A 12,286-nucleotide genomic window follows, 5' to 3' on the forward strand; every position below is an offset into this window, starting at 1 on the left:
AGGTCGCCAAGGTGGCCCTCGTGGCGTGCATGCGCAAGCTCCTCACCATCGTCAACGCCATGCTGCGCGATCAGGCGCACTGGGATCCTGCTCATGGGAAAACCGCTTGACCTGAAACACAGTTGCTCTGCCGGCAATAGGTCGAGACAGGACCTCGGCCATGCTCGCGATCGGGAATGCTCCCGATGGACGGCTGTGTGCGGAGCGTCTTTGCGCGCTAGCTCGATCCGAAGGTCAGGGTGGCGATCTGGTACCGACCGTCCGTCTCACCTACGCCACTAGACCAAATAAACCCAGGTAAACCTAGGTAAACGCTGCAAAGTACAGGAAAAACCGCTAACGTCCAACAAAAGCCATTGATACACGCGACGGAGGTTCGGATGGCGCGCAATTACTCGATCAAGAGCCTTTTCCGGCAGATGCCCAACGCCTTGCTGGCTCGATATTTTCAGGAGCGGGGACTCTTCGCCGATCTGGATTTCGCCAGCATGAAGGAGGGATCGCCCGAAGCACTCTTCGCCGTCTGGCAGGCGTTGCAAGACACGCAACGCAACCCCCTGGAGGTTGATCTGCGGCAAATCTTCGACATGAGCTGCGAGAAGGGGTGGCTGGCGATCCTCGACGAGGCCCGTTGGCGGTTCGTCTCAGAGACCGAAGAATACGCGACTTTTTGCGACCAGCTTTCCAGCCTTTCGAGCCACTATGCGCGTGCGATGACCACCTTCCTCGACTACAGGGCTTGCTGGAAGGGCGCGACGCGCTTCTACCACGCGGACACGCTGTCCTATTGGATCAAGCGGAGGAGCCTGCCTCGGCAGCGGACGGCGGTCGATGCCGCGAGCCTGCGGGAACTGGCCAACCTGATCAGCCACCACTTTCGCCACGCCGAAGGCCGTGGCCAGCATTGTGTGGTCGAGTCCTATCGACGCAACGATCTCGATTACTTCTTCGCCTTCCCGGAGGATCACGCGCAACAGGCCGCCGAATGGGTGAACGGGGAATTCCATCCACGCCCACACAATCCGGCCTTCGAGATTGTCTATGTTTACTCGCAACAGGATGGCACGCTGGATCTGAACTATCGCGGCGGACGTCAGGCGGTCGAGCCGCTTCAAGGCATCTTCGTCCGGGCGATCCTCAAACTCGACGAACTGCCGTCCGATCCGAAGGACGAACGGGTCTATGACCTCAACCCGCTGCGCACACCAGGCTTTCCCTTCGTCTGCGATCCCTGGAGCGGAATACAGAGTGTCGCCGTGAAGCGACTGCGTTTGTCATCGACGGTGAAATCCGGGGACCGCATCATCCTCGAAGCCGATCCCACCCGCGACCCGGCGGCGGTCTATCGGTTGATGGACAAGGCGCTGAAGAATGCCCCAGGACATTTGTACAACGTCACCCAGGTGGAGCTGTCGGCAGTGGTGGATGTTGACGAGGACAAGCCGGCCAGGAAGGTGACGATCCGGATCACGCACCCCAATTCCTGCTCGCTGAAATATGACGAGTTGGGCTTGCGGCTGCGTGCCATGCTGGCGGCGTCGAAGATCGAGCCCAAGGAACCGACCGAGGCGCTGGAGCCAGCGCCGGAACCGGCTGAGGCATGAGATCCCAGGATGTTCTGCGCGTCCTGCTGGACCGTTTGGGGGCAACCGATGGTGCAGCAATCCTGATCAGCGAGCAGGAGCTGGCCCAATGGCCAGCGGGAGCTATCGCCGCCCTGCGATCCCTGGGACTGCTGGTCAAGGCAAGCCCGGCGTCGAGTGTGGTCTGTCCGGGCTGCGAGGACGAGTGTTCGATGCCGGTGCATCTTGTGCAGTATCCGACCGGCCGCGCGGCCTTCATCGTCTGCGACCGGCGGAGTGATATCAGCCGGGTACCAGTGCCGACCGATCAGCTCGAACAGTGGCAGACCTCGGCCGCCTTGTTCGCCGAGCGACTCACTCGGTTGCTCGGACTCTGTCCACCAGGCGTACCGGATACCCTCGCGACCACGCGCTGGGAGATCGGTCTATTCAAAGGCCGTCAGCATTCCAGTCATCTGGTGCTCACGTCGGCCGAGGGGTCGCTCAAGCTCACCCTCGCCGGTCATTCAGTCGCATTGGGCGATGTGCTGTTCCTGGAGGATGGCGGATTCGAAGTGGACCGACGGGCTTTGACTCGCTTGGTGGATCAGCCGATCGCCGGGGGTGGGGACCAGGAGTCGGCCGCGCAGCGACGGGAGCGACTCCAGAGGCGCGTGGATGCCGAAAGAGCCAAGGGCACCAGAGTATTTCTCAAGACCGTGGCGGAGGAAGAAGGCATCAACCTGTCACGTCTGAAGCAGATCCTCGCAGCCAAACCAGAACCAGTCAAAGCTCGGTCGAAATGGTAAACGCGCCTTCAGACCTAGCTCGCACCATCCTAAAACTCCATCACCAACAGATGGTTGGATTGCATTTCACGAGCTAGCTTGCCAGCTAGTGCCCTAGCTCGTGCGCAATGGCGTCATGTTCAACAACACCCCATGAGGTGCCAACATGACCCGCACGATCCTCCGCCTCCCCGCCGTCCTGCGTGAGCGTGGCCGCTCGCGCAGCGCCCATTATCTCGACATCCAGGAAGGTCTCTTCACGCACCCCGTCTCCATCGGGGCGCGAGCCGTCGGCTGGCCCTCGGACGAGGTCGCGGCGCTGAACGCGGCCCGCATCGCCGGCAAGACCGACGCGCAGATCCGCGCCCTGGTCATCGCGCTCGAAGCCGCGCGCAAGATGGCGGCTTGACGGGGATGCATATGAACACATCCAACTGGCAGGCGATCGACGCCTTCGCCGAGGCCATAGCCGCCGCCGGTCTCGGGCAACCCGAGATCATCGCGGACGGCAAACTGCACCGCTTCCGCACTCCCGACGATAAGGCCAGCAAGCAATCGGGCTGGTTCTGTCTTCATCTCGACCGGCTGCCCGCCGGGGCCTTTGGCTCCTGGAAGACGGGCGAGTCGCAGACCTGGTGCGCCAAATCCAGGGAGGAACAGACCCCAGCCGAGCGCGCCGACATCCGTGCCCTGATGGCTGAGGCCCGGCGCCAGCATCAGGTCGAGCGGGAGCAGCAGCAGCGCATCGCCGCGATCCGGGCGGCTGGCATCTGGAACCGCTGCGGACCAGCTCCGGCCGATCATCCGTATCTGCTCGCCAAGGCGATCAGCGCGCACGGCGCCCGGTTGGACCGTCACGGCAATCTGGTGATCCCCGCGACCGACGGCGAGATCCTGACCACGCTGCAATTCATCGCGCCGGACGGGAGCAAGCGCTTCCTCTCGGGCGGGCGGATCGCGGGGTGCTGGTTCGGCATTCAGAGCCGGAAGCCGGCGCCGATCCTGATCGGCGAGGGCTTCGCGACCCTGGCGACGCTGCATCAGGAGACCGGCGCCCCGGCGGTGATCGCCTTCAACGCGACCAATCTCCTCCCCGTGGCCAAGGCGATTCGCCGTTTGAACCCGAGCGACGAGATCCTGATCTGCGGCGACGACGACCAGTGGACCGAGGGCAATCCGGGTCGGAGCAAGGCGCGGGCGGCGGCGTTGGCGATCGGCGCCAAGGTGCTGATGCCGGACTTCAGTGGACTGGATCTTGGCAGCCGTCCAACGGATTGGAACGACTGGTTTCGGCTACAACAGGCGGCCGGGAGGGGGGCGGCATGAGCCAGAACCGCAAACTCAAGCCGCGCCGGGGCATCCGCGTCAAAGCGCTTCCGGAGACCATCCAGGCCGATCTGGTCCCAATGGTCGAATCAGAAACACCAGAATCAGACGCTACCCCAGTCAATGACGCTACCCCGCTGAATCAAGAGCCGAAAACCGGTAGCGTTGGCGAGGGAGCCGACACGTTACCGACGCGACCGGCCGATATCCTCGATGGGGCGATCAATCCGGCGACGGATCCGCCGGGTGAGGATGAGACCCTGGTCGAGCGACCACCGGACGCGAGCCAATGCCCCTGCTGGCGCGTCTATCTCGACTGGTGGACGGCGGGACAGGACAAGCGGCGACCCGGTGTCTACTACCACGGGCGCGACAAGGACGACCAAGGTGGCGATGTTCGAACTGACGAATGGCTGTGTGGACCGCTGATCCTGGAGGCCACCACCTTCGATCGTCGCAACGAATCCTTCGGGCGTCTGCTGCGGTTTCGGGATGTGCGTGGGAACTGGCACGAATGGAACATGCCGATGCACCTGCTGCGCGGTTCCTGCGAGGAACTGCGCGGCGAGCTGCTGGACCTGGGGCTGGAGATCAACCCGAACTCACGCGGCAAGCTGGCCAACTATCTGCTGCACAAGGCGCCCAAGCGCGAAGTGACGGCGGCGCTCTCGCTGGGCTGGCACGATGACACCTTCGTGCTGCCGGATGTCTCGATCGGGACCGAGGCGATCCGCTTCCAATCCGAGACCGCCACGGTAGCGGACTTCGACCAGCGCGGCACCCTCGCGGACTGGCAGACCCAGGTCTGCACACTCGCGCGTGGCAACACCAGTCTGACGCTGGCGATCTCGGCAGCCCTGGCCGGACCCCTGCTGGCGCGGGTCCACGTCGAATCCTGCGGGCTCCATCTCTATGGTGAGTCATCGGGTGGCAAGACGACCGCCTTGCAAGCCGCCGTCTCGGTCTGGGGCTCGCGCGACCTGCTGCGCACCTGGCGCGGGACGGGCAATGGGCTGGAAGCCGCGGCGGCGGAATCGACCGACACCCTGCTGGCGCTCGACGAGATCAACGAGGCCGATGGCAAGGAGATCGGCAGCATCGTCTATGCCCTGGCGAACGGGCGCGGTAAGTCGCGCGCTAACCGCTCGGGCGGTGCCCGACGGATCGCCCGCTGGCGCACGGTGGTCCTCTCCAGTGGCGAGAAGACCCTGGAGGCGCGGATGCTCGAATCCGGCGCCCGTCATCATGCCGGTCAGGATGTGCGTCTGCTGAATCTGCCCGCCGATGGACGCCGCTACGGCACCTTCGACGAGATCCACGGGCGCGACTCGGCCCGTGCCTTCGCCGACGAGATCAAGACCGCCAGCGCGCGCTATTACGGGACGGCAGGGCGAGCCTTCGTGCAGTTCCTCGTCGCGCATCTGAGCGAGGACTACGGCGCCATGGTCAAGGCCCTGACCGATCGCATGCCGACCCTGGAGGGCCAGGAGGCACGCGCGGCCCGTCAGTTCGCCTTGATCGGCACGGCGGGTGAGCTGGCGACCCAGGCCGGGATCACCGGCTGGGAGCCGGGCGCGGCGACCAAGGCGGCGACCGACGCCTTCCTGGTGTGGCGGGACGCGCGCGGCAGCGGCAACGCCGAGGCGTCGAAGATCCTGGAGGCCATTCGCGACTTCATCGAGCGGCATGGCGATACCCGCTTCACCGCTGTCGACGACCGCGACGGTCGGCTGCTGCGTGGTGAGCGCGCGGGGTACACCAAGGTGATCGACGGCCGGTTGGCGTTCCTGCTGACACCCGGTGGACTCGGCGAGGCGATCAATGGCTTCGACCTCAAGCGTGCGCTCGCTGTGCTGGCGTCCGCCGGCTGGTTGCTGGGCAAGCCGGGGTCGAAGGGCGAACGGCGTCTCCAATGCAAGATCGGTGGTCGCAACGTCGGTCTGTACGCCATTGGCCTGCCGGATGACGAGCAGGACGGCGACGACGCCACCGACAAACACCGGGAGGCCGCTTGAGATGAGCCTGCTGGAACAGTTCACAGCAACCGTCGAGGCCACACTCGGCGCTCAGGTCGCGTCGGTCGCGTCCGCGAGTCATCCGGACGCTACCGCTAATCCGCTTGCGGAACAAGACGGTCGCGTCGGTCGCACGAGTAGCGTCGAGCAAGGCGCATCCCGAGGTGCCTGTCATCTTCCACCCATGACCGCCGATCAACAGGCGGATATCCGTGAGGTCATCGACGAGCGCGCGGCGATTCTGGAGTACGAAGCCGGGACACTGCGACCCGAGGCGGAAGCGCGGGCGGTGGGTGCGATGCGGGTCTACCGCTATCGACTGACCGACCGACCAGCGGACTGGCTGGTGATGATTGCGCCGGGCTGCGATTTGGACGCGGCGCGGCGCACCTTGATCGCCCGCTTCGGGAACGAGCGCTTGCTTGAGGTCCAGATCCATCGTCCGGAGGTAATGCCATGAGCCCGACTCAACAACAGACGATCCATGACTCCAGCCGTTCGCTCGCGGATCAAGCGTCCGGGTCAGTCGCTGGGCTCCGCGACACGACAGACACGAACCACGGCGGTCAAGCCATGCCAACCACGGAAGCGGAATCGATGAACGAGAAGGCGGTGATACCGCTTCCGGTGACGCAGGATGTGGCTCTTGCCGCAACGACAGGCCGTTATGACGCGGTACGCTTCAATGCCCTGAAACACGGCATTCTGTCCAAGCTGACGGTCCTGGCGCATGAAGATCAGGCCGAGTTTGCCGAGCTGCTGGCGGCGCTGATCGAGGAGCATCGACCGACGGGCATGACCGAGCGACATCTGGTCGAGGAATTGGCGGCGATCATCTGGCGCAAGCGGCGGGTCTTGTTGGCCGAGGGCGCGGCGATCAATCGCGGGTTACGCAGCGTCACCCAAAGTCAGAATGACAGCCCGCTTCTGGCGGCGGCGCCTTTCGAGCGTGGACTGTCGAAAGACGGCTGCGACCTGCCCGACCTGCTGACCGCAAGCTCGGAGGAAATCGCCGAGCGCCAACGCCATGCGGAACTAGACTTGGCCGCGACTCGCAAGGCGACGGCAATCCTGCGCAAGGGCGGACCTCAAGCCTACGAGAAAGCGCGGCGGGCGCTGATTCAGGAGTCCCGCGACTGGTGGGATGAGCAGATCGAGGAAGAGGAATACCCAGCGACCGCCGAGGGGTTGGCGCAATTCATCCGCAAGACGCTGGAGCCCATCGGCATTCGGATGGAGCAGGAAGCCCGCTTGATCCCCGCGATCCAGGTTCAAACCCTCGGCGAAGGGCTGCAAGTGCATCGTCTGGAGAAGCTCAACCGCTACGAAACGCACCTGGACCGCAAGTTCGAGCGCACCCTGGCCATGATTCTGAAGCTGAAACAGCTTCGAGGCGGGTGAAATACCGTCACTGGACATTGGGCGTCAACCCAGTCAGGACAAGGCTTCCGCCGGTTTCGGCGTCAACCAGACGCCAAAACTGACTGATGATTTCGGCAAAATCCAGGAGAAAAAAGCATGGGCGGGATCGGCAGCGGACGACGCCATCAAGGCGGCCGGGGCACCACGAGCGATTACCGATCACTGGACGTGCGGCGGCTGCATCGCGACGGGTTGCTGGCACCGGGGCAAGTCTTCGGTTGGAACTGGACGCGAGACGGTGACACCCTGGGATCGATCGTCATTCGAACCGACGTTGACAAGCTGATCCTGATTTATCGGCACCAGCGCAACGGTGGTGATTGGACGCCGATGGGGTACGCCGTCCCGTTGGACTGGACCGATTGCACCTATGGCGGGGCGCGTCCCTGGTTCCGCTGTCCGGCGACTGGCTGCGGGCGACGGGTGGCCAAACTCTACCTCGGCGGATCGGGCCTCTTCGCCTGCCGGCACTGCTACCGGTTGGCCTATGACTGTCAGCGCGAAACCGACGACGACCGCGCGACGCGGCGGGCAGAGACCATTCGGCAACGGCTGGGCTGGGAGGCGGGCATCCTCAACCTTTCCGGAAGGCGGCCGAAGGGGATGCACCATCGCACCGTCGAACGGCTGAAGGTTCAGCATGATGCCTTCGTCAGCGAATCGATTGCTGGGATGGCAAGAAGGTTACGGCTGGTGGAGAAAGGGCTGGGTGGGCTGTTGGATGATCTGGATGTCGAGTGGTGAATCTGTTTCGCAAAATGGGCATGGGCGCCAGAGCGAAAACATACCCATCAACCTGAAGGTGGCGAGCTAGCGTTCCTGGGGGTGGGGGTAAAAGTGGGGGTAATTTCTGCGTTTTTGCCAAAAATGAAAAAGGCTTAGCGCTTGTTCAACGCTAAGCCTTTGTCTTGTATGGCGCGCCCGGAGAGATTCGAACTCCCGACCACCTGGTTCGTAGCCAGGTACTCTATCCAGCTGAGCTACGGGCGCTTAATTTTTACGGTGCGGAAAGTCAAATTGGACTCCCTCGCGGAGCAGTGCATTCTCCAGACAGGGGAGATTCCTGTCAATCCCCTGGGGTAAGATTTTTCGAGAGGCCGGGTACGTCGCGGCGGTTGGTTGGCTCTGTGGCGGCATTGGCTGGGGTGGACTTGGATGACCGGCCCGTCGTAGACCATGAATGCCTGGATCCGCTAACATGATCCCGTTGGCGAGCGAACGACTGAGCAACGGCTAGGCTCCTGCGGAATTCGGTTCATGCGCCTTGTCATCATCCTGATCGTGATCTTCTGGGGTGTCGGTGTCGTCTGGGTCTTGGCCTGGAGTTCCGGCAAATCGCGTGAGGCCAGGCTGACGGCGGCCTATCTCCTGGGTTGGCCGGCGCTCGCGGTGATCCTCTTGCTTAATGAGCCCGTGCCGCCCTGGCTGGCGGCGCCGGTCTTGCTGGGGTTTCTGCCCTGGCTGATGGCGGGGCCGCATCTGTCGGCCGTTATCAAGGATCCGACGGCTTCCCGCTCCGATGAAATCGCCGGGATCCCACGCGCCTTTTGGATCTGGGGTGGGATCGGTTCGGTTCTGCTCGGTCTTCTCTTCGGCGCTCTGGTCTGAACGGACGCCGATCTACCCTGGATTCATCCATGACGCACCCGGCTTCGATCGATGATCTGATCGCCATCATGGCGCGCCTGCGCGGTCCGGATGGTGGTTGCCCCTGGGATCTGGAGCAGACCTTTCGCTCCATTCTCCCCTATACGCTGGAAGAGGCTTACGAGGTCGCGGAGGCGATCGAGCAAGATGACATGCCGGGGTTGCGCGATGAGCTGGGCGATCTGCTGTTGCAGGTCGTCTTTCATGCGCGCATGGCGGAGGAGCAGGGCTGTTTCGACTTTCAGGCGGTGGTCGGCGCGATCTGCGACAAGATGATCCGCCGCCATCCGCATGTCTTCGCCGATACGGATCTCGAGGATTCCGGCGCTGTCCTGGCGAACTGGGAGCGGATCAAGGCGGACGAGCGTATCGGAAAGGACCAGGGGGCGCCGACCGGCGCCTTGGCGGGGGTGGCCCAGGCGTTACCTGCGCTGGTGCGCGCCGAGAAGCTCCAGCGCCGCGCCGCGCGGGTCGGTTTCGACTGGCCGGACATCGATGGGGTCTTCGCGAAGGTCGAGGAAGAGCTGGCCGAGTGCCGGGAGACCCTAGCCGAGGCGGTGGATCCGACCGAACAGGTCCATGAGATCGGCGATCTGCTGTTCTCCTGCGTCAATCTGGCGCGGCACATGGGCGTTGACGCCGAGCAGGCGCTGCGGGCGGCCAATCATCGCTTCGAGCGTCGCTTCGGTCAGGTCGAGGCTGGACTGCGGGAGCGCGGTCTTCAGCCTGGTCCGGACAGGCGCGAGGCGATGGAGGCCGAATGGAACCTGGCCAAGAGGACGGACCGCTGATGCCGTTCCCATCGATCAACAGCCGATATCCCGGGTGGCGCTCTAGACATGGCGCCTACACGGAGCGCCCAAAATCATATCGATTGATAAACAATCCGATGACAATATCGTGCCTCGTTTCGAGCGTAGAGAAACAAATAGTCTTCCGTGCCAGTCGTTTAATCCGCGTCCGCAGAGTGAGATGTTGGCGTTCGATTCTTTGTGTATTCGATTTACCAACGACTTGTTGTTGCGCTGGTAAATGGCGCTGATAAGCGTCTTCAGCGAGAGGAACACCGCATCTTTGCGCTGACCGAACACATAGGCCAGGACAGTACCCGTCTGGTGATCAATCGCATGCCATAACCAGCGCGGATGTTTTTTATTGCATCAATTCGTTAGTAAAAACTATGCACTTTAGTGCAAGACTTTTAATATGCTCTCATTTATGAGGTCTTACAGAAAAGCATCGCACGCTGTTCATGACTTGAAAGTCCACCTGATTTGGATTACGAAATGCCGATACAAAGTGTTGACGAAAGATATTGGTTTGCGTATTCGGGATCTGATTCGTCAAGTCTGCGACCAAAACGATATTCAAATTATCAAAGGCCGAGTCAGTAAAGATCATGTCCACTAAGAGGCCGCCTAAAAACTAAGCTCTTGATTTCAAAGAGCCTGGCGCCATAAAATCCGAAAAATCTATACGAAATGCGAATTCTAATTCGCGGATCATGATGACTTCAGATCCGGAAAAATGGCCTTTGAGATATCCGAGCGACCTTTCCGATGAAGAATGCGAAGTCCTTCGGCCAATCTTTGACGAACTTGAACCTTATAAGACTGGACGCCCGCGAACATATGATCTTCGCGAAATTCTCAATGCGATTTTCTATCTCAATAAAACCGGTTGCCCCTGGCGCTATCTGCCGAAAGACTTTCTTTCTTATCATATCGTTAATTATTATTATAACAAGTGGACTGATAATCTGATGCTTGAACAAGTCAATACCGCGCTTCGTCAGCGTTTACGCAAAAAAGACCGCGCGCCACACCCGACGGGAGCCATCATTGATAGTCAAAGCGTGAAGGGTACCCAAGAGTCCTCGGAGGAGTCCGGGTTCGACGGGGGGAAACTCGTCAAGGGCCGAAAACGCCATATTGTTGTGGATACAATGGGTTGCCTGATCGTCGTCTGGGTGCACGCGGCTAACATCTTCGACGGTAAAGCCGCGTACCAGGTCATCACGAAGTGATTCATGCGGCTCCAGACGATCAAAATCATTTGGGCCGATGGCGGCTATTTCGGTGCGGAGCTATTCGACTGGGTGGCGTCTCAGTTTGAATGTCAGCTTGAAGTCGTTAAAAAGAAAAAAGGGGTTAAAGGCTGAGGTATCCCAACTTAAAAAATATAAAATACAGTAACTTATATTGGGGCTCTAATAGGGTGATGAACATGCATGGGGTTTGATGGTCCACAACGGGCGACGAAACCTGCGGAAACCCCCCATGCATGCCCTAACGATTCTACACCGCTGTGTCGCGCCGCTGCTGGTCGGCATCCACGCTCGGCGCTTGNCCAGACGATCAAAATCATTTGGGCCGATGGCGGCTATTCCGGTGCGGAGCTATTCGACTGGGTGGCGTCTCAGTTTGAATGTCAGCTTGAAGTCGTTAAAAAGAAAAAAGGGGTTAAAGGTTTCCATGTTTTACCCCGCCGCTGGGTCGTTGAGCGAACATTTGCATGGCTTGGCCGATCACGTCGGCTGAGTAGAGATTATGAACGCAAGCCTACGTCGAGTGAGGCACAAGTTTATCTCGCCTCAGGCCGCTTACTTCTTCGTCAAATAGGCCATAATCAGATACAATATGAATTGTAAGTTAATTGATTTCTATTAACGGTTAATTGGATCGACTATAGCGATGTGTTCCTATACAGCCTCTTAGTTGTACGACTGAACCACGGGAGGCCCTGCCGTGAACACGATTACTTATTCGGAAGTGCGCGCTAAGCTAGCCGAGACGATGGAAAAAGTGTGCGATGACCACGCACCAATGATTGTTACCCGAAAGAACTCCCGATCCGTGGTGATGATTTCCCTCGATGACTACCAAGCCTTGGAAGAAACAGCCTATTTGCTTCGCAGCCCTAAGAGTGCCCAACGGCTGCTCGAATCGATTGCTGAACTTGAGAATGGTGGTGGTGCCGAGCGGGCATTGACCGAATGAAACTGATTTTTTCAGAACACGCATGGGACGATTACTTGTATTGGCAGCGCATGGATAAGAAGTTGGTCAAACGAATCAATCTGCTCATACAAGACATTCAGCGTACCCCTTTCGAGGGAATTGGCAGGCCAGAACCATTGAAGCATGCGTTATCAGGTTATTGGTCTCGCAGAATAGACGACGAACATCGGCTTGTTTACAAGGTGGAAACTGATTCCACTCTCATCGCTCAGCTTAGGCATCACTACTGACCGTTGGCGCACATAACGACAAGATCAGCCGAACAGATTGAGCGAGAGCGAAACCGGCTTCGGCTGGAGCGATTTTATAGGCGATTGAGTCTTCGTTATTCCGCTTTAGAAAAATAATTTAACCCTGGCCCGAATGGCACTAAGATAAGCCCAACCTGCTGAAACGCATGAGAAAGGCTGGCGGTGGTGGTAGGCTGAGAGTGGCCAAACCCAACTGCCCACCCGTGGAGCCAGCCCCCATGCATCCTCGTCAGCGCGCCGCGCAGCGGCAACGAC

Annotated in this window: 15 protein-coding genes, 1 tRNA gene and 3 pseudogenes; 17 read left to right on the forward strand and 2 right to left on the reverse strand. The window is 60.4% G+C overall.

Annotation, left to right across the window (positions count from 1 at the left end):
* From CKO27_RS22305 to CKO27_RS22345, 9 genes and pseudogenes are all read left to right on the forward strand, one after another.
* Positions 1 to 110, forward strand: a pseudogene (locus tag CKO27_RS22305) (IS110-like element ISSm3 family transposase); the annotation flags it as partial.
* 270 nt (positions 111 to 380) lie between these two features.
* Positions 381 to 1,604: a hypothetical protein gene (locus CKO27_RS22310; RefSeq protein ID WP_200377126.1), complete on the forward strand. Its 1,224-nt coding sequence runs from the start codon at positions 381 to 383 to the stop codon at positions 1,602 to 1,604.
* Positions 1,601 to 2,371, forward strand: a complete 771-nt coding sequence (locus CKO27_RS22315; RefSeq protein WP_200377127.1) for a hypothetical protein — start codon at positions 1,601 to 1,603, stop codon at positions 2,369 to 2,371. The genes CKO27_RS22310 and CKO27_RS22315 overlap by 4 nt, the downstream gene beginning before the upstream one ends.
* A 145-nt stretch (positions 2,372 to 2,516) precedes the next feature.
* Positions 2,517 to 2,759 carry a helix-turn-helix transcriptional regulator gene (locus CKO27_RS22320; protein WP_014778008.1) on the forward strand — a complete coding sequence of 81 codons (243 nt, stop codon included), beginning with the start codon at positions 2,517 to 2,519 and terminating at the stop codon, positions 2,757 to 2,759.
* Positions 2,760 to 2,770: 11 nt separating this feature from the next.
* A complete protein-coding gene (locus CKO27_RS22325; RefSeq protein ID WP_200377128.1) occupies positions 2,771 to 3,676 on the forward strand; it encodes a toprim domain-containing protein in 906 nt (301 codons plus the stop codon).
* Positions 3,673 to 5,691 (forward strand): DUF927 domain-containing protein, encoded by a 2,019-nt coding sequence (locus CKO27_RS22330; RefSeq protein WP_200377129.1) that lies wholly within the window; start codon positions 3,673 to 3,675, stop codon positions 5,689 to 5,691. The genes CKO27_RS22325 and CKO27_RS22330 overlap by 4 nt, the downstream gene beginning before the upstream one ends.
* Before the next feature lies 1 nt (position 5,692).
* Positions 5,693 to 6,151, forward strand: a complete 459-nt coding sequence (locus tag CKO27_RS22335) for a hypothetical protein (RefSeq protein WP_200377130.1) — start codon at positions 5,693 to 5,695, stop codon at positions 6,149 to 6,151.
* 113 nt (positions 6,152 to 6,264) lie between these two features.
* The gene (locus CKO27_RS22340) at positions 6,265 to 7,092 is read left to right on the forward strand and encodes a hypothetical protein (RefSeq protein ID WP_242471076.1); all 828 of its coding nucleotides are present in this window, start codon (positions 6,265 to 6,267) and stop codon (positions 7,090 to 7,092) included.
* A 117-nt stretch (positions 7,093 to 7,209) separates the two neighbouring features.
* Positions 7,210 to 7,857, forward strand: coding sequence for a hypothetical protein (locus CKO27_RS22345; RefSeq protein ID WP_200377132.1), 648 nt, complete (start codon positions 7,210 to 7,212; stop codon positions 7,855 to 7,857).
* Between the two features lie 169 nt (positions 7,858 to 8,026).
* Here CKO27_RS22345 and CKO27_RS22350 read toward each other — a convergent pair.
* Positions 8,027 to 8,103: transfer RNA gene (locus CKO27_RS22350), tRNA-Arg, on the reverse strand.
* Positions 8,104 to 8,370: 267 nt separating this feature from the next.
* Here CKO27_RS22350 and CKO27_RS22355 point away from each other — a divergent pair.
* Positions 8,371 to 8,721, forward strand: coding sequence for a hypothetical protein (locus CKO27_RS22355; protein ID WP_200377133.1), 351 nt, complete (start codon positions 8,371 to 8,373; stop codon positions 8,719 to 8,721).
* Between the two features lie 29 nt (positions 8,722 to 8,750).
* Positions 8,751 to 9,551, forward strand: coding sequence for a nucleoside triphosphate pyrophosphohydrolase (gene mazG / locus CKO27_RS22360; RefSeq protein ID WP_200377134.1), 801 nt, complete (start codon positions 8,751 to 8,753; stop codon positions 9,549 to 9,551).
* Between the two features lie 55 nt (positions 9,552 to 9,606).
* Here the strand turns inward: mazG and CKO27_RS25390 are convergent.
* Positions 9,607 to 9,914: pseudogene (locus CKO27_RS25390) on the reverse strand (IS1 family transposase); the annotation flags it as partial.
* A gap of 64 nt (positions 9,915 to 9,978) precedes the next feature.
* On the opposite strand from CKO27_RS25390, the gene tnpA reads away from it, so the two are divergent.
* The 6 genes and pseudogenes from tnpA to CKO27_RS22395 all read left to right on the forward strand — a co-directional run bounded on the left by tnpA (position 9,979) and on the right by CKO27_RS22395 (position 12,010).
* Positions 9,979 to 10,170, forward strand: a complete 192-nt coding sequence (gene tnpA, locus CKO27_RS25395) for an IS200/IS605 family transposase (protein ID WP_420825856.1) — start codon at positions 9,979 to 9,981, stop codon at positions 10,168 to 10,170.
* Positions 10,171 to 10,264: 94 nt separating this feature from the next.
* Positions 10,265 to 10,786, forward strand: a complete 522-nt coding sequence (locus tag CKO27_RS22380) for an IS5 family transposase (RefSeq protein WP_242471077.1) — start codon at positions 10,265 to 10,267, stop codon at positions 10,784 to 10,786.
* Positions 10,787 to 10,789: 3 nt separating this feature from the next.
* Complete coding sequence (locus tag CKO27_RS24765; RefSeq protein ID WP_242471078.1) at positions 10,790 to 10,921, forward strand: transposase; 132 nt, start codon at positions 10,790 to 10,792, stop codon at positions 10,919 to 10,921.
* A gap of 188 nt (positions 10,922 to 11,109) precedes the next feature.
* Positions 11,110 to 11,410: pseudogene (locus CKO27_RS22385) on the forward strand (transposase); the annotation flags it as partial.
* Positions 11,411 to 11,507: 97 nt separating this feature from the next.
* Positions 11,508 to 11,759, forward strand: coding sequence for a type II toxin-antitoxin system prevent-host-death family antitoxin (locus tag CKO27_RS22390; protein WP_200377136.1), 252 nt, complete (start codon positions 11,508 to 11,510; stop codon positions 11,757 to 11,759).
* Complete coding sequence (locus CKO27_RS22395; protein ID WP_200377137.1) at positions 11,756 to 12,010, forward strand: Txe/YoeB family addiction module toxin; 255 nt, start codon at positions 11,756 to 11,758, stop codon at positions 12,008 to 12,010. The genes CKO27_RS22390 and CKO27_RS22395 overlap by 4 nt, the downstream gene beginning before the upstream one ends.
* The last annotated feature ends 276 nt before the right edge of the window (positions 12,011 to 12,286 follow it).

It is taken from the genome of Thiocystis violacea, assembly GCF_016583575.1.
In the GTDB taxonomy this organism is placed as follows: domain Bacteria; phylum Pseudomonadota; class Gammaproteobacteria; order Chromatiales; family Chromatiaceae; genus Thiocystis; species Thiocystis violacea.